This window comes from Chryseobacterium sp. GW821-FHT04C04 (assembly GCF_059420365.1).
Genome location: NZ_JBWKTO010000001.1, coordinates 869104 through 889656 on the forward strand (window position 1 = coordinate 869104; position 20553 = coordinate 889656).

Below are 20553 nucleotides of genomic sequence, written 5' to 3' on the forward strand. Positions count from 1 at the left end.
AAAAAACATGAAAAATTTAAAAAACTATCAAGAAACGAATTGAAAGATGTATTTGGAGGGAATGTAGGTGATCCCTGTTCTTTATCTGTTCAGCAAGCTAACGGATCATGGATAACTTACCCTGGAAAATGTGCTTATGTTATGAATACCTCTTCTTCTAATGGAGTAACCTGGAGTGGAAGTTATTATTGTGAAACAGGTACAGGAAATAGTCATGCAATTACTTCTAACAGTGGTGTGAGCCGTTGTACTGGTAAAGCCGGCATAGGTGCAAGTACAGATTTAAGCTAAATTAGTATGAAAATAAGGAAAAATATTCTATTGTATTTTATAATTTTATTGACATGTATTTATTCATGCAATAAAAAGCAAAGTGTTAAGATTGTTGGGGATATCCCCAACCTTCCTGACGGTATTATCTATCTATGGACAGGAACAATGCTTGATAAAATAGACAGCGTACAAACAATAAAAGGACACTTTGAAATCAACCATGATTTTAAAGAAAAATCACCTGTCTATATTGGGATATTTCACAGAGATAAAAAAAATATTCAAAGAGTTTTCGGATTTATTACTAACGTTCCTAAATGGGGATCTCCAACTTTTATGTCTGATCCTTTAATTACAATAAAAGGAAACATGGAAGAATATACTCCAGTAAACTTTACACCATCTCCAAGTGTAATTTTTGTGAATAGTCCCCGAATAAAGGCAGGAAAACAAACCGAAGCGCTATACGATACGGGTGATGCTATTTTTACAAATAATAGTCCTGGTAATATAGATATGATTAGAGAAAAAATTAGAAAACATCCTTATTCCTATCATATTTTATACAGTATTATAGGAAATAAAACAGTATTTAACACAAGTCAAACTGAAGAATTTTTACAGTTATTTGATAATGAGGTAAAACAAAGTAAACCTTACAAAAAACTCCTAAAGTATAATAATAAAGCAAAAGAAATTGGAGATATTAAAATTCCTGAACTGGAAAATTTGAATGGAAAGAAAGTTTCAGTACTGGACAAAAATTATAAAAAACATCTTTTAGTTTTTTGGGCTAGTTGGTGTGGTCCTTGTAGAATGGAAATTCCGATGCTTAAAAAAGAGTATGAAAAGTACAATAAAGATGTAGAATTTATTTCAATATCTATAGATGAGGAAAATAATGCATGGAAAAAAGCACTTTCAGAGGAGAAAATGTCCTGGAAACAATTTATAATAAACAATGAAAACCCTGCTTATAATGATCTCCAAATCTTGTTTAAATTTAATAATACGATTCCTTATACGATTCTAATTGACAATAATATGAAGGTATTGTCTTCTTCTACAGGATTATCCGGTGAAGAGGAATTTAATAGAGTAATTAATAAATAATATCCGTACTCAGTATAATAGTATTCTTAAAAAAGGATGAAAAAACCATTATGTGAGGTTTTTTCATCCTTTTTAGGTTCTGCTTAATCAAAATAAAAGTCTTCATCCTTTAGAATCGTTATTTCATCGGGATACCACACAAACACACCAACCACTTATTAAGCAGATTATTAAGTATTTTCACGCAAGATAATATTTGGTTGTTTATACTCTAACATTGCTCTTTTTGTTGTTGTTACTTTGAGTTCCTCAATCAGGAAGATCAGAAGAGCGTTATTATCTCCGAATAACTGATTGAGAATTCATCCTGGGAATTACCTACTCATTATAAAGAGGGTAAAAACTAATCAACAACCAAAAAAAACAAAATGGAAACAATTGAAATCACAAGAACCGAAGTGGGTATTAATGATCCTTTTGTAACAAAAATCCCGAAAGAGCTCTCTTTCGGGATTTTATTTATGTTATCCAAATTTCTTTTTTCTCAACCAGAAGAACAATCCTCCAATAAGACCAATAATTACCAGTGGAAGCAGTAAGTTCAGCCACTGCCAGTTGGCTTTTTCTTCAGTAATTCTTTGTCTGTCCAGAAGTCTTTCTTCGATGTTTCTGTTTCTCAGTTCCATCAGATTGCTGTCATCCAGCAAATAGTCTAAAGCATTTCTAAGGAACTGCTCGTTTCCGAACTGTTCGTTCGTCAGCAGATCTACTCCCAGCGGAAGCGGTTTTCCTTTGATCACTTTATTTCTTCCTACATCTCCGTCTGCAATAATGATCATTTTATTTTCAGGACTTGAAGTTTTGAATCCAGGGTAAGATTTCCTTTCAATTCTGGAAGCATACGCAGAATTAAACTTTCCTTCCAAAGCTACAGCAAAGATTTTAGGTGTACTCGGTTTTTCCATTTGTCCAAGACTGTCTACGCTTGCAATTTCTTTTAGATCTACATAGTTTGGAACCTGTTTCAGCAATGTTCTTTCACTGGATTCAAAAAGAACTTTTGTTTTGATATTCTTTCTTCCTCCTAAAGTATCGATAGAAGTTGGGAATTCAAATTTTACAGGATTGATATTTTTGGTGATCGGATTGTTATTTTCTGCAATTCCCAATGGAAAATAAGGCCAAGGCAGGCTTGTGTATTGAGGGTTCCCTCCTACTTCACCTGTTACAAGTCTTAATAAAGCAAACTTTTTAACGTCTTTTACCAAAGCAGGATTGATTCTTATCCCGTAATTAAAAAAGAAGTCTGTCATATTGATGTCTACCGGGAAAGGCATTACTTTTTTGGATCTTGTTAGCGTATCCATTTCAGCATTTACGGCATCAATCATCCAAAGTGTTTTCCCACCGTTCATGATATACTGATCAAGGATCACTTTTTCGTTATCTGTAAAAGCTTTTCTTGGTTTTGCAATCACCAAAGCGCTCATTTGCTTCAATAATGGAATATCTTCTAAAGAAAGTTCGGTTTGGTTTCTAGGAATAATGGGTCCTGCATCATAGTTTTCCATGGCCAGATGTACGAATCCCTGAAATTCATCTGGGTTCAATTCATCATGATTAACCAGAATTCCGACTTTCTTTTTCTTAGCGGCAGCAATATTTTTGATGTTGGAAACAAGATTGTACTCCAGTCCTTCAATAGATCTTGTAAGCTGCTGATCTGCATCAATTCCTGCCTGCTGAACAACCAACGGAATAGAAACCCCGTCACTTCCATATTTGATGACTGCGTATGGGAAAAGGGTGATCTGTGAGATCTTTCCATCTTTTACATCCGGAAGAATAGAGGGCTGCATGCCCATTGCCATCAGGCTATCCTGAGACATTTTTGTTTTAATAGGATCGATGAATTTAAAATCAATCTTCGGATTAATTTTTCTGAATTCCTCCAGCATAAATTTCGTTTCGCTCTGAAGCTGTTTAAAGCTTGCCGGAAAGTCTCCTTCCAGATACACTTCAACAGTCAGAGGTTTCTTTACAGACTCCAGTACTTTGATCGTGTTATCGGAAAGGGTATATCTTTTTTCTTTTGTTAAGTCTAATCTGATTCCCGAATACGTCAGGATAATAACCAAGGGAACAATCGCAAATAAGAAAATTCCCAGTGGAGATTTAGCATTGATCTTCTTCATGTTTTTACTTCTTTTTGTTAATAAAATGATTAGACAATACTAATGATGCTCCGATGACAAGAATAAAATAAGCCACATCTTTAAAATCAATAAGCCCTCTTGTAAAGCCTAAGAAGTGCTGGTAGAAACCTATATTCTGAAGGATAAAATCTGCTCCTCCCAATAGTTTATAGCTCGCCAGCTGTTCGATTCCAAAATACATAATAAAGCACATGAAAACGCCCAACAGATAAGCCATAATCTGGTTCTGTGATAATGAAGAAGCCAAAATACCTACAGCGGCAAATCCTGCAATTAAAATAATCAGCCCAAGATAGCTTCCGAAAGTCATTCCAAGGTCAATATTTCCTGCAGGAACTCCCAACACATATACCGTATAAAGATAAATTAATGATGGAATAAGGCATAAAATACCAACAACCCATACGGAAAGAAATTTTCCGATGACCAATTCTGAAACTCTTAGTGGCTGTGAAAAAAGCCAGTTTAATGTTCCTGTTTGCTGTTCTTCTGCAAAAGTTTTCATAGAAAGGGCCGGAATGATAAACATCAACAGCCATGGAACCAATACGAAATAGCTCTGCAAAGAGGCCATCCCGATCTCAAAAATATTAGAATCGTTGTCGAAAAAGAACAGGAAAAGAGTCGCTATCAAACTGAAAGCGGCAATGATCACCCATGCGCTCCAGTTTCCAAAGTAACTCCAAAGTTCTTTCTTTAAAATTGCAATCATAGTTTTTTTGTAAGATGTAAAAAGGACATGTACCCTCCTCTACAATTATTTGTTTTTTTTATTTTTATTAACCAGTTTCACGGTCATCATGATCAGAAATACAAGAACGAAAAATCCTGTAATTAATTGCCACCAGTATTCAATTGCCATTGATTTTAAAATGACCGTAAATACGACCAGAAACAAAATGAATGTAGCAATTTCATTCGCCTGTCTCAGTTTGATATTGGCAGTGGGCAGTGTATTTCCATTCAATGCTTTTAAATGAAGCACTTTTTTCCAGCACCAGTAATGGTAAATCGCAAGCCCTATAAGGAATGTCAGTTTCAAATGAAACCATCCCATTTGCATCAATCCTGGATTTCGGAAGATCATAACCAATCCGCATATTGTCATAATTACTCCCGCCGGAACGGTAATAATATTCCACAGCCTTCTGGCCATAAAGGTATACTGCTCTCTCAGAATTTTCTTTTTTTCTTCCGGAAATTCATCGGTATCCTTATAGTACACGAAAAGCCTTACGAGATAAAAAATTCCCGCAAAGTAGCTTACCATAAAAATAATGTGCAGCGCTTTGATTATTGTATAAAGCATTCAGAAAAAATTAACAGCAAAGATAAGCTTATTATATAATTGTTAAAAATAAATTTCTTTTGATCAGGAAAATCCAATCAAAATGGGTTTATATAAAAAATAGTTCGGCTCGGGGCAGCAAAGCTGCCCGAGCCGAACATTATATTTTCATTGTTGTAACCAATTCAACGATTAAGAGATCACTCCTAATTCTTTTCCAACTTTTTCAAAAGCAGCAATCGCTTTATCCAAATGTTCTCTGGTATGAGCAGCAGATAACTGTACTCTGATTCTCGCTTTTCCTTTCGGTACTACAGGATAGAAGAATCCGATTACATAGATTCCTTCATCCATAAGCTTTTCAGCCATTTTCTGAGAAAGTGGAGCATCATAAAGCATTACCGGAACAATTGCAGCATCTCCATCTGGAATATCAAAGCCTTTTGCTTTCATTTCTGTTCTGAAGTAATCTGCATTTTCCATTACCTGATCACGAAGGGAAGTATTGTCAGAAATCATATCCAATACTTTTAAAGCAGCTCCTACAATTCCAGGCGCAAGAGAGTTAGAGAATAAATAAGGTCTTGAACGCTGTCTCAACATATCAATGATCTCTTTTTTACCGGAAGTAAATCCTCCTAAAGCACCCCCTAAAGCTTTTCCTAATGTAGACGTAATAATATCTACTCTCCCCATTACTTCATTAGCTTCGTGAGTTCCACGACCAGTTTTCCCGATGAAACCTGTTGCGTGAGAATCATCTACCATTACCAAAGCATCATACTTGTCAGCAAGGTCACAAACTCCTTTTAAGTCAGCAACGATACCATCCATTGAAAATACTCCGTCCGTAACAATAATTTTGAAACGGTGATTCTTTTCAGAAGCTGCAATCAATTGAGCTTCCAGATCCGCCATATTATTATTCTTATATCTATATCTTGCTGCTTTACAAAGACGAACACCATCAATGATTGATGCGTGGTTCAGTTCATCTGAAATAATAGCATCTTCTTCTGTAAATAATGGTTCAAAAACACCACCATTAGCATCAAATGCAGCTGCATAAAGGATTGTATCTTCAAGACCCAAGAAATCAGCAATTTTTTTCTCCAAATCCTTGTGAATATCCTGTGTTCCGCAGATAAAACGTACCGATGACATTCCATATCCATGAGACTGAATCATTTCCTGAGAAGCTTTCATCACTTCCGGATTGTTGGATAATCCCAGATAATTATTGGCACAAAAGTTCAAAAGCTTTTTTCCGTTCGCTTCTATTTCTGCACTCTGCTGAGAAGTGATGATTCTTTCTCTTTTGTAAAGTCCGTCATTCTCAATATTCTGAAGTTCATTCTGTAAATGTTGAAGGTATTTTTCAGAGATCATTTTTAGTAATTTTTTAGATGTGCTAATTTACTAAAAAGGCAGTAAAATAAAACCTTTTATAAGCTTAATTCTAAAAATTTGATATCACTTTCACTTTTAACACTATTAGTCTACAAAATTAGTAGGATAATATTTATATTTGCTTAAAATTTGAGAGTATGAAGTTAAAGCCGGTACAAAAAATAAAGACAATTGACTCTGCAACCTTTATTAGCAGCCATATGAAGCCTAGAATCCCCATTATTCTTAAAGATTTTGTACACCCGGAGAGCCCTGCCTTCAAAAAGTGGAATTATAATTATTTCAAGGAAATTGCAGGAGATCATATCGTGAATATATACGGCAGCGAACTGGATTCCCTGGACAGAGTGGCAAGTGATCCCATAGCACAATCTACATTTTCAGAATATCTTGACCTGATACAATCTACTCCCACCGAGCACAGGCTTTTCTTATTTAACCTATTGAAAATAAAGCCTGAACTTAAAAACGATATTATATACAATGACATTACGGATGGCAAAATACTAAAATGGCTTCCATTTATGTTTTTTGGAGGTGAGGGTTCTGTTACCAGAAATCATATTGATATTGACATGTCTCATGTTTTTATTACCCAATTTCAGGGCATTAAAAGGATCTGGCTGTTTCCCTGGGAACAATCAGATTTCATGTACAAACTCCCTTTTAATTTCCACAGTCTCACCCAGATAAAAAAACCTGATTACAGAAAATACCCGGCTCTACTCTATTTAAACGGCTATGAAGCCATCCTTCATCCCGGCGAAACCCTTTATATTCCGTCCGGATGGTGGCATTACATACAATATGATACTGAAGGATATTCTGTGTCCCTGAGAGCCCTTCCATCAAGTCCGATAGAAAAATGGCGCGGCTTTAAAAACTTAGTCATCACCCGACACTTTGATAATTTTATGCGCAAAGTATTTAAAGAAAGATGGTTTAAGTATAAGGTAAAAGTAGCTCGGGCTAGAGGGGCCCGAGCTGCAAGAAAACAAAGAAGCTTTCAAATTTGAAAGCTTCTTTTTATGATGAATGTATCCAGCAGAGCAATCATTTACTCATTACTGGTATTTAATGTTTGATAAATTTGATATTTTTCTCATCCACAGTAATAATATACGCTCCAGGAACTAATTCTGAAATTCCGATTGCCTTACCCGGCTGATAGGTCCCTTTTCCTACCAGTTTTCCGTCAATAGCATGGATCACAAAATCTGCAGCTCTGTTAATTCCTTTCAGATTAATTTCATTCTTTGCAGGATTCGGATATAATCCAAAGTTTTCCTTTTCAACAGAAGAAACGCTTAAAGTGTTGTCCTGAGTAACGGTAGAATTTTTCTCCAGAATCTGGTATTCGTAATTAAACTGAACATTTGCAATAGGGAAAGTTACCGACTGCAGGAAGCTTTGGTTATTTGAAGTGTTGTTAAGCACAAAATAAGCGGTTTGTCCAGCAGTTCCTGTCACCTTAATAGGTAAGGGCATTTCAAAAAAGCTTACAGTAGGACTACTCTGTGTCTGAGAAACCTTAAACAAAGCCTGATTCCCGCCTTGCATCCATTTTATAGTATACGTAGGATATCCTTCTCCATATACCCAGTCATTGAAAAACTCTGTAAAGTCTGTTCCTGTTGACTGAAGCAAAGAAGCATTAAAATCACTGGTACGTGCATAGCTGTACGCCAGATTCGGTCTTGCATGATAATCTTTAAGTGCCTGGTAAAAAGCAGCATCGCCTAAAGCCCATTTCAACATTCTCAAAATATAGCCCCCTTTAGAATACGTCAGCCTGCTGTCGAATATTCTATTGATACTGGAAAGTCCTGTATCCGGTACATAAACACTTCCTGCCGAGCTTCCCATAATATAATTGGCCTGGCCTTGCAGGAAATTCATAAATTCCGTGTTGGTCATCAGTAATTTTTCATTGGCAACATGCTCTCCAAAAGTAGCAAATCCTTCATTTAGCCAGATATCATTCCATGCACCGCAGGTTACTTTATCCCCAAACCATTGATGGGCAAGCTCATGAGCGATAAGTATTTTATTCCAGCCTCCCATAGAAGACATTGTCTGGTGCTCCATACCTCCTCCATACATAAACTCCATATGACCGTATTTTTCATTGCGGAAAGGATACGTTCCAAAATAAGTTTCAAAAGTATTCATGATCTGTTTCGTCCAGTTAATATTAGCCATACTGGTGGCGTTTGAATTAGTAGACGGATAAATATAATTCACAAAAGGAAATGGAGGGTTTCCAATGGTATCAGTAAGCTTAACAAAATTAGTAATCGAAAGTGCAATCAGATAAGCGGGTGTGGGATACATTGTTCTCCAGAAGGTAAGCTTCGTAGATCCCGTAGGAAAAGTTTCGGACATCAGTTTTCCGTTGGCTGCAACGCTGTAATTGGATGGAGTTGTAATTTTAAAATCAAATCTTTCGATCTTATCATTCAAACTTTGTTTGGTTGGAAACCAGTCCTGCGCCCCATAAGGTTCATTCAATGTAGAAAGAACCGGAGTTCCGCTCTGAAGAGCTGTTTTGAAAGCATCATTACTTGTAGACGGTGCTCCTGCATAATAGATGGTAAGAGAGTCTAATGTGTTGGCAGGAATTGAAGCCGGAAAATCAATCTTCAGTTCTTTTGAAGGAAGCTGCTGAAAACTAGTGATATTGGTTCCGTGATATTTCACCTGAGAAACCGTTAAAGAATTGGAAAGATCAAAATAAATACTTCCCATATTCTGTGTCGGTTTAAAATGAGAGGTCACCGATCCGGAGATATTATACACCGCAGGATCCAGACTGACATCCATTCTCTGGTATTGTAAGTCATAATTCAGGGTATTGGGGTTGGTATTCCCAATATTCATTTTTTGAGTAAAGGATTTTTTCTCCTTCTCAATTAACCCCTTCATATCGGTGTTTTGCTCATTTTTTTGGCTATAGAACTGTTGAGATAATAGCAATCCCAGCACCAAAAGGTACAATTTTGTCATGTTTAGAAAAATTTAATCAAATATAAAAAAAACCTTTTAATCAATGATTAAAAGGCTGTTATAATATATAAAATAAAAAAAAATTAAAGATCCAGTGCCGGTTCAAGAATTTTCTCCATTCTTTTTTTCACCATATCTACTGATCCGGAGTAGTTATTTACCATTAAAGAGAAAACCAATGTTTTTCCGGAATTTGTTTTCAGGTAGCCTGCTAATGTTTTTACTTTATTCAAAGTTCCTGTTTTAGCAAAAACCTGTCCATTACCTCCTCCGATGAACATTCTTTTTAAAGTTCCGGATTGTCCTCCGATAGGCAGAGAAGTAAGGTAAGATCTGTAATATTTCTGCTCCATCAGAGAAGTCAGAAACTTCACCTGAGAAATTGGAGTTACGTTATTGCTTCTTGAAAGTCCGCTTCCATCAATATAGTTAAGACCATTCATATCAAAACCGGCATCTCTTAAATGTCCTGTCACCACAATTCTTCCTGATTCTGAAGTCTGATCACCCATTTTCTGATAACCCACAGTTCTTAGCAAAGCTTCTGCCAATGAATTATCACTGTGCTGATTGGTATAATAAATAATATCACCTAAAGTCGGGGATTTGTATGCTGAAAGCATTTTTCTGCTATCCGGTGCTGCATCTGTCATTTTCGGACTTACTTTTCCGGTAACAGGAATTCCGCTTTTCACCAGTGTTGTTCTGAAAGAATTGGCAAGATAAGCCGGAGCATCAGGAAGTTTGGTTGTTAAAGTCCCACTGCCCTCATACTTTTCAGCATATACCATCTGATGATTGTAAGGGGAAACATAGAAAAATTTCTTTTCTGGAGAAAATCCTCCTTTTTTCACGATCAGTTTTTCGTTGGCTGGATTGATTCCTTGAGTTGTCCCAACAGGCAGGTAGTAATTATTGTTTTCTAACCATACAACATTTTCCGGAAGCACTGAAATATTGCCTTTGAAAAGCGCTGTCTGAATGATAATATCACCATTTACCTTTTTGATTCCCTCTCTTGAAACTCCACCTACGAAATCTGAAATAATGTCTCTATAAGATCCTGCACCTGCTTTGTTTGTTCCCAAAGAAGGATCGCCGCTTCCTATGACATAAAGATTTCCATTTAAAACTCCATTTTCATCTATCGTTCCTGAGTACTCCAGTTGCGTCATCCAGCGGTAGTTTTCACCCAGCATGTTTAGTGCTGTTTCCGTTGTCAGTAGCTTTGTTGTAGAAGCAGGTACTAAAGGAGTATTTTCATTGTACGAAGAGATTACTTTCTTCGTTTTCGGATCGTACACTACGAATCCCCAGGTTGCATTTTTCAGCACAGGATCCGCCATCATTGTGTTTACATTAATGTCTACAAGTTCTTTTGCTGACAAAACAGTTTTCTCCACTACCGAACTAACGGGCGAAGGCAGATTTAAGCTGCTTTTCTGATTGTCATAATTCTGAGAATAAAGAACGGTAGAAACGGTAGATTGAGCCAGGAAAAGACCAGAAGCCAACACCGCCGCACTTGAAATATATTTTCTGAAATTTACCATCTATCTTCTTTTTGTTTTATAGTTTTGACTCTATAAAAAATGATAGGTTACATCATTCAATTTAAAAGCCAAACACTTAATCAACGTCCAAAAGTAGAAATTATTGTCATATAACAGACCACTATTGCCTTATAAAAGAGTGTAAAGTTTGTTAAAAACTGTTAAAAATCCACAAAAACCCCTTTTTTAACACTTTGATAAGCAGTAATTTCGTCAAATTCTTTCAAACTTATCAAAACCATGTTCTTGAATTTCTCATAGTTTTTACCACGGGGAAGCTTAAGCATAATCTGGAACTGATATAAGTTATTTAATCTGGCGATCTGTGCTCTTTCCGGTCCCAAAACACAATCTTCAGGAAGGTATTTTCTTAAAATGGATCCCAAAAACTGAGAAGCACGATCCACTTTTTCATCTCTGATATGCTTCAACTCAATCATAATCAGCTTCGTAAATGGAGGATAATGGAATTTCTGACGTTCCGTAAGAATGTATTTATAGATCTTCGCAGGATTGTTCATCTTAATCAGCTGAAATACAGAATGATCAGGATTATAGGTCTGAATCAGGATTTTTCCTTTCCCTGAAACCCTTCCTGCTCTTCCTGAGACCTGTGTGATAAGCTGATAAGCCCTTTCTTCCGCTCTGAAATCCTGTACATATAATAAGGAATCGGCTTTTGGAATAGCCACCAACTCAATATGATCAAAATCAAGCCCTTTGGAAATCATTTGTGTTCCTACCACAATATCTGTTTCTCCGTCTTCAATCTTCTCATACAGCTTTTCGTAAGCGAATTTCTTACGCATGGAATCTACATCCATTCTATCAACTTCATTTTCCGGGAACAGTTTGGAAACTTCCTCATGAATCTGCTCTACTCCTACTCCTCTTTCGTTCAGGTTTTCGGAATGACATTTCGGACACGTTTTCGGTTTTGAAGCTTTCTGTCCGCAATAATGGCATTTCATTTCGTTGGCTGCTTTGTGATACGTCATGACCACATCGCAATTGGAGCAGTAATTTACATATCCGCAACTCTCACATTCTATCACATTGGAATATCCTCTGCGGTTGTGAAGAACAATTGCCTGATTCTTCTCATCTATGGTCTTTTTGATCTCCTCAATGAGTTTCAGCGAGAAGTTTCCTGAAACCTTTTTAGATTCCTGGGCTTCTTTGAAATTAATCAGCTCATATTCCGGCAGATTAACATTCCCGAATCTTTCAGTCAGAAAGACATATTTCATTTTATCTTTTCTGGCCCGGTAATAGCTTTCAACGGAAGGGGTTGCCGATCCTAAGATCACCCCTGCTTTATAAAAACCTCCCAATACCAAAGATGCATCTTTAGCATTAAAATAAGGAGATACTTCCCGTGGCCTATATGCCGAATCATGCTCTTCGTCTACAATAATAAGCCCTAGGTTCTGGTAAGGTAAAAACAATGCATTACGAGTCCCTATCAAAATATGGATATCATTTTGCTTCACTCTTCTCCATACTTCTACCCTTTCAAAATCTGTGAGTTTCTGATGATAGAAGCCTAGCTGTCGTCCATATTTTTTTTCTAACCTCTGGGTAATCTGCTTGGTAAGAGAAATTTCAGGAAGCAAAAACAATACATTTTTTCCTTCTTTGATGCATTCATCAATTTTCTCCAAATAAATATGGGTTTTCCCAGACGATGTAACACCGTGAAGGAGAACATTTTTCCCTTCTTCAAAAGCTTCATCAATCTCAGCTTTAGCCAATTTTTGCTGTTCGGAAAGTTCTTCAAGCTCTTCAATTTCGCCTTCATAACTTTCAATCCTGTCTTTCTGCATGTAATACTCTTCAACAAGACCTTTATCTGCCAAAGGTTTGAAATGAGAGCTCCCGAAATAACCATCTTCAAACAGCTCAGCCTTTTTGATAGGGATATCAGGGTTTTCTGTCTGCTTTTCCAAAATAAGAAGGAAGAGTTCTTTCTGCTTGGGTGCTTTATTCAGTTTTAAAAGAATTTCTGTAAGATTCTGATTGACTAAAATTTCATCATTAATTCTTACATAGGCTACTTCTTTAGCTTTATATTTTTCAGCAATTTTTTCATCAATCTCAATATACTGAAGGTCAATCAATGAGTTGATGGTTTTGATAATATCTTTTTTGGGAATAAATGCTTCAATATCTGTCAGATTGATCAGCTGTCGCACTTCAAGTGCCTGAATCAGGTACATTTCATTGACGTCCAGATTTTCAAAATCAACAACAGCACCTGGTTTTAGTTTTAAATAGGTTTCACTTTCCAGTTTTAGTGAAGAAGGAAATGAAAACCTGTAAATTTCTCCGAGACTGCACAGATAATACTCCGAAAGCCAGTTCCAGAAATTGATCTGTTCCTCGGGCATGATCGGTTTGTCATCCAGCATGCTGATGACTTCCTTTGCTGTAAAGTTTTCCGGTGTATTATCATGAAGCTCAAATACAATTCCCGTATAGATCTTCTTTCCGCCAAATGGGACCAAAACTCTCATTCCAGGCTGGATTTCAGACATCATTTCTTCAGGAACTTTATACGTAAAAGATCCTTTCAGGTTCAGGGGTAAAACAATTTGAGCGTATTGCAAGGGAAATATTTAAAGTGTAAAATTAGATTTTTCTTTAGAGAATTGCAACTTTGCAGAGATTCTTTCCTGCCCTTTGGCAGATGTAAAATCACTGCAAACCTCAACGGTATAGAAGAATAGTATTAATTTGTCCTTAAAAAAGAAGTTCCGTGATCTGATACCAAAACGCGGACGTAAAAAATCCCACAATAATACTGACTCCAATGATGAGATTCGTCAGTTTTGTATTCAGTTTGAACTGTTCTGCAATAATGCTTGACGTCACTAATGTTGGCATTGCGGCTTCAAATATGGTAATCTTTGCAACATCTCCTTTTATTCCTAATAATAAAGCCATTCCCAAAACAATGGCCGGTGCCAGAATAAGCTTATAAAGCATTGACATAGACATTTGTGGGATCAGTTTTTTCCAACCGTTAAACTTCAATTGCAATCCTACTGAAAATAGAGCCAAAGGACTTACTGTTGAGGCTAATTTATCAAAGAATGGCTCTGCGGCAGTAAAATCAATGAATTGTGACAATACCAAAGCAGAAATACAACCAATTAATGGAGGAAATGTGACAAGTCTTTTTAAAATAAATAAGGCACTTACTGTTCCGGATTTACTTCCTCCTTTCACTGCGGCAATAATTCCTAGTGTAGAAAGAGAGAAAAACATGGTCTGATCACAAATAACGGCAATGCTTAGAAGCCCTTCTCCATAAAAGGCACTGACTAAGGGAAATCCGATGAAAGAAGTGTTGCTGTAACCGCTTGCCAATTCTAAGGTACTTCTGGACCGCCTTGAATATCCCTTACTTTTACTGTAAAACATCATAAAAAAGAAGCAAAACACTGCCACTAAAAATGTGGCCACAATTGGAAATAACATTTCAGCTGTCCATTTTACTTTAGGCAGATATTTAAACGAAACTGCCGGAAGAGCAAGATAAAGAATCCATGTATTGATACCTTTGTGGGCATCGGGGTGGATAGATTTTGTTGCTTTGAATATCATTCCTGCAATAATGCACACTGCAATCAGAACAAAATTTACCATAACTATAAAGAAATATGCAGCAAATTTACGGCTGATTTTTGAGTTGGAAGGGTAAAATTTATATTTTTTTGAGTAGAATTGCTACTAAATATCAAAGTATTGGAATGAAGAAATTTCTTTTTTTATTTTCAAACCTTATAGGCTTTTGAAACCTATAAGGTTGATTCATTTTTTTTATAACCTACTCCAATCCTATTGTTTAGCTTTAGAGATCGAATAAGCAATCAAAATATACACTAAGAACAGAATTCCACTTATAATAATATACAATGCCGGATCACTGAAGCCTATCAATGAAAAAGCAAGGTTACTCACAATGGCCAATCCGAAAAATACGGCAGAAACAGTTTTGACCAGCGAAGTTGTTCTGGGCAGATTAAACCGAACTCCAATTGCCAGAATTAAAGTAGGGATTAGAAAAATCAAACTGCCAGCAGCTAATAATTCTTTGTTATGAGCCGTGTTGAATGAGTAGAATCCATAAGCCATCAAACAGCTGACGGCAATGGCAATCGTGGTTTTTATAAAATCTAATTTCATCAGTTCTAAATAATTGGTGGCGGTGGTGGTGTTATATTAAATAATCTGGCAGTTTCAGGGACATTCCCCGCTAATTCCCAGCCTGGCATTCCTTCTTTCCAGACATGATGATTCATTGAAAACTGTCCCGACTGTACAAGCTGTCTAAGAGATTCAGAATTGTATGGACCGGATTGCTGTCCGTTTATAGCAATATGAAACATCGGATCAGGATGAACAGGTGGTGGTGTATTTGTCATATTATCCATGAGACCTCCAAGCTGAGTTCTCATAGAAGCGCCTACGCCCATTCCTACCATGAGTCCTGCAGCATTTAATCCATCTCCATGTCCTAGATCTACGTGGCCCATTCCTCCAAGGCTGGCAGCAGCTGTTTTCAGGACATCGGCGTGCTGATTCAGCTGATGAACCGCAAAATGTTTCCCTTCTACCCCCAGCTCTACATCTTTTCGCTGGATTCTGGTTACTTCAGAAAGGTTTTCAATTTCAATATTTGTTTTGGCTTCTGTAAATTTCGTTTGCTGGTCAGCTGTTGCTCTTTTAAGCTGTTTGTAATGGGGGTGTTCTTTATCAAGTTCTATAGTTCCAATATCCAAGCGTTTCAAATGAACACCAAAATATTCTTCCAATTCAGCTTTTAACTTATTCTTTATGATATCACTTACCTCATCAATTTTTCTTTCAATCTGCATGACAGGAATATTATAATCCTGTGGAGCGCTGATGAGTACTGACTTAATTTTTCTTTGAAAAAAATCTTTAATCTGTGCCTTAAAATCATCCAGATTAAAATTGATTAAACGGTTTAATTTAATAAAGTTCTTATAATCAGTCAGGTTAAAAGTCAGTGTTCCGCGTACAGCACAAGGAACACCCAGATCCATAAACCTCGGATCATACATATCGAAATAAGGAATTCCAAATTTGATCTGTATATTTCCGGAAAGGTTGATAAAATAGATCTCTGCCTGAAATGGCGAACCTCCCCCAAATGCGGTTCCCACAATATTTGTGAGAACAGGAAAATTCGCAGTCTGAATGGTCTGATCATGAGGTCCCTGTATGAAATCCTGAATGGTTCCGTCATTTTGCTTGTAAAAAAATACAGCAAGTTCGCCTTCCTTTACCCTCAAACTGCTTCCATAGCGGATACTGTTTTCTTTATGAGTAGAGTCGGAAGATCCGGAAGGTCTCCATTTCCAAACCAGATATTCCGGTTCATCACAACGGATCACATCCATCATACCGCCCTCTTTTTTATTTCCAAATAGTCTCATTTATTTTTCTTTAAATTTTATAGGTATATGCTTTCAATTTCAGCTCTTTTCTTTTCCGGCAACTGATTGTTAATAGCTTCTTTCTTAGCTAAAAAAATTCTGTAGGAAACTTCTTCGATATCTTTAATGTCGTAATCATATGTATCACTGATTTTTGTCCATCTGAGTTTTTCCAACTCTAATTTGATTTTGGAATATTGTTTTTCCTGAATTAAAGGTTCCAACGTATCAAGCTTTTCACTAAGTTTTGCCAGCTGTATCTTACTTCTGATCTCAACGCTGTGCTTATCATCAATATTGGCAGCAAGCTTTTCAGCTTCATCGTAATTCTTGTTTTCTATTAATTTTTCGGCAGATTTAACAGTGGAAACATAACTGTTACTTTTATAGCTATCCATTTTACTGGAAATACCACCCCCTATACAAACGATAATGAATAGAGCAACCATTGACCCTAACACTTTGAAAACTTTCCTGTTGTTCTCTTTAGTAATATTCTTGGCATTTTCTACAATACTAAGCACCTCACCATAGGTTTCAGTATCGCTTTTCATTGAAATAGAAGCTTTGGAATTGATCTGCTCTATTTTCTTCAGCCATATTTTATTCCATGTATTTTTATACTTAGTCTGTTCAGAAAACAAAGAGAAATAAGAAGCGGTATTGATCTTACTTGCTGATAATGTCAGAAATTCAAGAATCCCCTCCTTAGAAACCGGAACAGGGTAATTCAGAACCAATTCTTCTTTTCTGGCATCAGTAGTAGACCATTTGGCGGGTTTAGATTTATTGATAATAAACTGCAATCCTTTGAAGAATATAAGAAAGGGCCAGAAAAATAACCAGAGTACAATAGTAACAAGATTAATATTAGGGGAAGCGTTCTGTGTATAGAAATTACCATCTCTGGTGGCTTCTATTTCATCAAGTTTTTCAAAAAACCTGATAACACTGCTCGAAACTTCTATGTTTCTGAATTCTGTTCCACAATCTGAACATTTAGTAGCGAAACTTTCAGCAATGGCCCCACAGGCCGGACATTTCCTAATGTCTCCCAGTTTATCAGAATGGGGAGCTGCCGATTCTGAGTTTTTATCATTTGTTTTTTCAAAAAGCCTTGCTTCCAAAACAATTTCAAATTCATCCAGATCTATTCCTTCGGCTTCGGCATTTTTAAAAAGCACCTGTTTTTCTTTTTCGGTTAATTCTCCGTCGGCTAAAGCAAACTCGATAAGCCTTTCCAATTTTTCGTTATACATACGATAGATATTAGTAATTTTTTACAATGTTATAAAAAAGCCACTGTGAATTTTTACGGGTTCCCGTAATCCACTTTTCCGATCTGGCCACAAAAAAAGGACTGGCTATTAGCCAATCCTTTTAAGTTGAATATTCAGTTAAGTATTTTTTCTAGTTTTCCATTACATCCCATAGACTCATTACTTCAACTTTGTCCAAAGGTTTTGAAAGGGTAATTGTTTTGGAAGTTCCCGGTAACAAGTCAAAGAAATTATCACTGAAATGGGTATCTCCAATCAGGTAAACATCTTTCGCCAGGACATCTGTTGATATTTCAATTTCAGTAGGTGAGATTTTTCTGATTTTAATCTCAGGTTTTGGGAGCTTTATATCTTTAGGTTTATTAAAAAAGAAAAGCTTTTCAAATTTTGTATTCTTTCCGGAACTGATCTTTAAAACAGCTTTCGACAAGTCAAATTGAGCTAGCTCTGACTTACTGATAGTTCGTACCTTCTTACTGGCATCAGCTTTTACATCGTCTGACTGACTGGCTTTCCAGAGTATTTTTCCTTTGAAATCAATGAGTTCAAATTTTGTATCGAGCTTCAGCTCAGTCAATAAGTCACTTATCAGATAAACATCATAATTTTTATCTGTTTCAGCAACTGATATAAGTACCGGTTCAAAACTTCTTCTTGCCTGATAATGAAACGCTTTCCAGTTTCCAAGATAATCAATAGAAGACCATGAAACCACGGGCCAGCAGTCATTAAGCTGCCAATAGAGTGTTCCCCTATTGTAAGGTTTTGCCCGGCGGTGAGCTTCAATAGCGATCTGCATTCCTCTTGCCTGCAACAGTTGTGAAACATAGTTGTATTGTACAAAGTCTGTAGGAATTTTATAATCACGTTTTAGGTATTCGTTAATGATGTCCCAGCCTCTGGCATGCTTTTCATGCGCTTTTATTGTTGGATTCTGAAGACTTAAATCCGGAGTTCCGGAAAACATTGATTTTGTCGTTTCAAGACTGGGCGTCCCCTGAAAACCATATTCAGACATGAAACGTCCCACTTTTTCGTTATAAATCTCAAATGGCTGTTCACCCCACCAAACTCCCCAATAATGGGAATCTCCTTCCGTAAGACTTTCTTTATGTCCCCAGCCGATGGACGGGGAACTTGGCCAGTATATATTTTTATCAGATTTCAGGTTTTCTGCCAATGCATTTGGAATAACATCATGGAACAACTTCTTATAGTCTTTCCAAACCTGCAGCGAATCGGTTTTTGAATATTTGAACTGTTTTTGATACCCCCAGTTGACAATGGCTTCATCAATTTCGTTATTTCCACACCATATAGCAATAGACGGGTGATTCTGAAGTCTGTTCACCTGATCTTTTACTTCTTCTTTTACATTGTTTAAGAATGCTTCATCTGCAGGGTAAAAACTCCCCGCAAACATAAAATCCTGCCAGACTAAGATTCCGTTTTCATCACAGGCTTTGTAGAACTCATCATCTTCATAAATACCTCCACCCCAGATACGGATCATATTCATATTCGCATCTTTGGTATCTTTGATTAGTTTCCGGTATTTTTCTTTGTCCATTCTAGGTGAAAAACTATCACCAGGAATCCAATTGGTTCCTTTGATGTATAAAGGATGTCCATTCACTTTAAAATAGAATGATTTTCCTTTTTCGTCTTTCTCCTGTACCAACTCAACAGTTCTTACTCCTATCCTGATATTTTTAGCATCAATATTTTTCTGATCTCTTGAAAGTTTTACTTCAAAATTATAGAGATTTGCTTTACCACGTCCGTTAGGCTGCCAAAGTTCCATCCCGCTTGTATTATAAGGAATCGTTATTGTATGGGTCCCTTTTTTCAAAGAGATTTTTTTGCGGATTTTATTGAGATCCAATGTATAATCTCCAGCATTTTGAACTTCAATTTTTACTTCAAAACGTACATCTTCGGCAGACTTGTTCTGAATATTTTTAACAGTAATAATTTTGGCATTATTCCAGAATTCAAGCTGAATGTCTTTCCAAATTCCTGCAGTAACCAGTCTCGGTCCCCAGTCCCAACCGAATTGATATTGAGCTTTTCTGACAAAACTTCTTGGGGATTCCGGCATGGTAAAAGGTACTTTTTGGGCTAATTCCTTTCCGGTATTTACAGCAGATTTAAAGTTAATCTGCAATGTATTGTTACCTGCTTTCAGATATTGCTTTACGGGAATATTCCATTTTCTGAACATATTGTCCGTTTTCTTTAGTAACTTACCATTAAGATAAATTTCTGAAAACGTATCCAGTCCGTTAAAAACGAGATCAATATTTTCATTCTTCAATTCCTGAGATGAAACCGTAAACGCAGTCTGATAATCCCAGTCTTCATTTTCTACCCACTGTACTTTCTTTTCATTTTCATCTTTAAAAGGATCCGGAATCATCTTGTTATCCATTAAATCCAGATGAACGGTTCCCGGAACTTTTGCAGGAAGCCAGTTTTGATCTTTAGAGTTTTTGAACCGCCAGTTTTCGGAAGACAAGCTTCTTTGGGAAAACTGTCCAAAAAGTATATTCTGTATGAAAAGGAAAGTAAAAAGGATCGTTCTATTCATCAATAATTTTGTTTACAATTCTATGGATTCCATATTTAATAAGTTCATTATTAAAATTAATAAGCAACCCCAATTTTATATTAGTCTGTTTCAGATACGTCAATACCTGTGAATGAAAAATGGGATGTAATTCCACTACAGATTTCACTTCTACAATGACTTTCTCTTCTACAATCAAGTCAATTCTGTAAGCATTTTCTATATATACTTCTTTGTACTTTAAAGGTAAAGATAGCTGTTGCTTTACATTCAGTCCCAACATCTTTAATTCATAAGCTAAAGCCATTTCATATGCATTTTCTAAAAGGCCAACTCCTAAGTTTTTATGTACTTCTATAGCAGCACCTATTATTTTGTAGGATAATTCGTTTTCTGTCATTCATTTGTGTATTTTTTATACTAATTGCGTGGTTTTT

General features: G+C 36.4%; 16 protein-coding genes. 3 read left to right on the forward strand and 13 right to left on the reverse strand.

What is annotated here, in order from left to right:
• Positions 1-39 precede the first annotated feature (39 nt).
• Together AC07UM_RS04020 and AC07UM_RS04025 are read left to right on the forward strand one after the other, a co-directional pair.
• Entirely contained in the window at positions 40-291 is a 252-nt protein-coding gene (locus tag AC07UM_RS04020; RefSeq protein ID WP_494682375.1) for a hypothetical protein, read from the forward strand.
• A gap of 6 nt (positions 292-297) precedes the next feature.
• Complete coding sequence (locus AC07UM_RS04025; RefSeq protein ID WP_494682374.1) at positions 298-1386, forward strand: TlpA family protein disulfide reductase; 1089 nt, start codon at positions 298-300, stop codon at positions 1384-1386.
• A gap of 464 nt (positions 1387-1850) precedes the next feature.
• Here the strand turns inward: AC07UM_RS04025 and gldG are convergent, their stop codons facing one another.
• The 4 genes from gldG to kbl form a co-directional block, all read right to left on the reverse strand.
• Complete coding sequence (gene gldG, locus AC07UM_RS04030; RefSeq protein ID WP_494682373.1) at positions 1851-3521, reverse strand: gliding motility-associated ABC transporter substrate-binding protein GldG; 1671 nt, start codon at positions 3519-3521, stop codon at positions 1851-1853.
• A gap of 4 nt (positions 3522-3525) precedes the next feature.
• A complete protein-coding gene (locus tag AC07UM_RS04035) occupies positions 3526-4254 on the reverse strand; it encodes an ABC transporter permease (RefSeq protein WP_124536393.1) in 729 nt (242 codons plus the stop codon).
• Positions 4255-4299: 45 nt separating this feature from the next.
• On the reverse strand, positions 4300-4851 hold the full coding sequence (locus tag AC07UM_RS04040) for a CopD family protein (protein WP_494682372.1): 552 nt from the start codon (positions 4849-4851) through the stop codon (positions 4300-4302).
• A gap of 171 nt (positions 4852-5022) precedes the next feature.
• Positions 5023-6219, reverse strand: a complete 1197-nt coding sequence (kbl, locus tag AC07UM_RS04045; protein WP_236850778.1) for a glycine C-acetyltransferase — start codon at positions 6217-6219, stop codon at positions 5023-5025.
• 158 nt (positions 6220-6377) lie between these two features.
• Here kbl and AC07UM_RS04050 point away from each other — a divergent pair, with 158 nt between their 5' ends.
• A complete protein-coding gene (locus AC07UM_RS04050) occupies positions 6378-7256 on the forward strand; it encodes a cupin-like domain-containing protein (RefSeq protein ID WP_236850779.1) in 879 nt (292 codons plus the stop codon).
• Positions 7257-7314: 58 nt separating this feature from the next.
• On the opposite strand, the gene AC07UM_RS04055 is transcribed toward AC07UM_RS04050, so the two are convergent.
• From AC07UM_RS04055 to AC07UM_RS04095, 9 genes are all read right to left on the reverse strand, one after another.
• Positions 7315-9246 (reverse strand): M1 family metallopeptidase, encoded by a 1932-nt coding sequence (locus AC07UM_RS04055; protein ID WP_494682371.1) that lies wholly within the window; start codon positions 9244-9246, stop codon positions 7315-7317.
• An 83-nt stretch (positions 9247-9329) separates the two neighbouring features.
• Positions 9330-10799 (reverse strand): D-alanyl-D-alanine carboxypeptidase/D-alanyl-D-alanine endopeptidase, encoded by a 1470-nt coding sequence (dacB, locus tag AC07UM_RS04060; protein WP_494682370.1) that lies wholly within the window; start codon positions 10797-10799, stop codon positions 9330-9332.
• 161 nt (positions 10800-10960) lie between these two features.
• The gene (priA, locus tag AC07UM_RS04065; protein WP_494682369.1) at positions 10961-13408 is read right to left on the reverse strand and encodes a replication restart helicase PriA; all 2448 of its coding nucleotides are present in this window, start codon (positions 13406-13408) and stop codon (positions 10961-10963) included.
• A gap of 133 nt (positions 13409-13541) precedes the next feature.
• Complete coding sequence (locus tag AC07UM_RS04070) at positions 13542-14450, reverse strand: AEC family transporter (protein ID WP_494682368.1); 909 nt, start codon at positions 14448-14450, stop codon at positions 13542-13544.
• A gap of 192 nt (positions 14451-14642) precedes the next feature.
• Entirely contained in the window at positions 14643-14990 is a 348-nt protein-coding gene (locus tag AC07UM_RS04075; protein ID WP_494682367.1) for a hypothetical protein, read from the reverse strand.
• 5 nt (positions 14991-14995) lie between these two features.
• Positions 14996-16267 carry an SPFH domain-containing protein gene (locus tag AC07UM_RS04080; RefSeq protein ID WP_494682366.1) on the reverse strand — a complete coding sequence of 424 codons (1272 nt, stop codon included), beginning with the start codon at positions 16265-16267 and terminating at the stop codon, positions 14996-14998.
• Between the two features lie 17 nt (positions 16268-16284).
• Entirely contained in the window at positions 16285-17526 is a 1242-nt protein-coding gene (locus AC07UM_RS04085; protein ID WP_494682365.1) for a hypothetical protein, read from the reverse strand.
• Between the two features lie 151 nt (positions 17527-17677).
• Positions 17678-20137: a beta-mannosidase gene (locus tag AC07UM_RS04090; RefSeq protein WP_494682364.1), complete on the reverse strand. Its 2460-nt coding sequence runs from the start codon at positions 20135-20137 to the stop codon at positions 17678-17680.
• Positions 20130-20516, reverse strand: coding sequence for a GxxExxY protein (locus AC07UM_RS04095; protein WP_494682363.1), 387 nt, complete (start codon positions 20514-20516; stop codon positions 20130-20132). Before AC07UM_RS04095 ends, AC07UM_RS04090 begins: the two co-directional genes overlap by 8 nt.
• Positions 20517-20553 lie beyond the last annotated feature (37 nt).

What these genes read in the sequence shown, in the direction of transcription:
- kbl (WP_236850778.1), bottom strand. Translation starts at nt 6,219, where the DNA reads ATGATCTCTGAAAAATACCTTCAACATTTACAGAATGAACTTCAGAAT.
- AC07UM_RS04075 (WP_494682367.1), bottom strand. Translation starts at nt 14,990, where the DNA reads ATGAAATTAGATTTTATAAAAACCACGATTGCCATTGCCGTCAGCTGT.
- dacB (WP_494682370.1), bottom strand. Translation starts at nt 10,799, where the DNA reads ATGGTAAATTTCAGAAAATATATTTCAAGTGCGGCGGTGTTGGCTTCT.
- AC07UM_RS04095 (WP_494682363.1), bottom strand. Translation starts at nt 20,516, where the DNA reads ATGACAGAAAACGAATTATCCTACAAAATAATAGGTGCTGCTATAGAA.
- AC07UM_RS04025 (WP_494682374.1), top strand. Translation starts at nt 298, where the DNA reads ATGAAAATAAGGAAAAATATTCTATTGTATTTTATAATTTTATTGACA.
- AC07UM_RS04085 (WP_494682365.1), bottom strand. Translation starts at nt 17,526, where the DNA reads ATGTATAACGAAAAATTGGAAAGGCTTATCGAGTTTGCTTTAGCCGAC.
- AC07UM_RS04080 (WP_494682366.1), bottom strand. Translation starts at nt 16,267, where the DNA reads ATGAGACTATTTGGAAATAAAAAAGAGGGCGGTATGATGGATGTGATC.
- AC07UM_RS04090 (WP_494682364.1), bottom strand. Translation starts at nt 20,137, where the DNA reads ATGAATAGAACGATCCTTTTTACTTTCCTTTTCATACAGAATATACTT.
- AC07UM_RS04050 (WP_236850779.1), top strand. Translation starts at nt 6,378, where the DNA reads ATGAAGTTAAAGCCGGTACAAAAAATAAAGACAATTGACTCTGCAACC.
- AC07UM_RS04055 (WP_494682371.1), bottom strand. Translation starts at nt 9,246, where the DNA reads ATGACAAAATTGTACCTTTTGGTGCTGGGATTGCTATTATCTCAACAG.
- gldG (WP_494682373.1), bottom strand. Translation starts at nt 3,521, where the DNA reads ATGAAGAAGATCAATGCTAAATCTCCACTGGGAATTTTCTTATTTGCG.
- AC07UM_RS04040 (WP_494682372.1), bottom strand. Translation starts at nt 4,851, where the DNA reads ATGCTTTATACAATAATCAAAGCGCTGCACATTATTTTTATGGTAAGC.
- AC07UM_RS04070 (WP_494682368.1), bottom strand. Translation starts at nt 14,450, where the DNA reads ATGGTAAATTTTGTTCTGATTGCAGTGTGCATTATTGCAGGAATGATA.
- AC07UM_RS04035 (WP_124536393.1), bottom strand. Translation starts at nt 4,254, where the DNA reads ATGATTGCAATTTTAAAGAAAGAACTTTGGAGTTACTTTGGAAACTGG.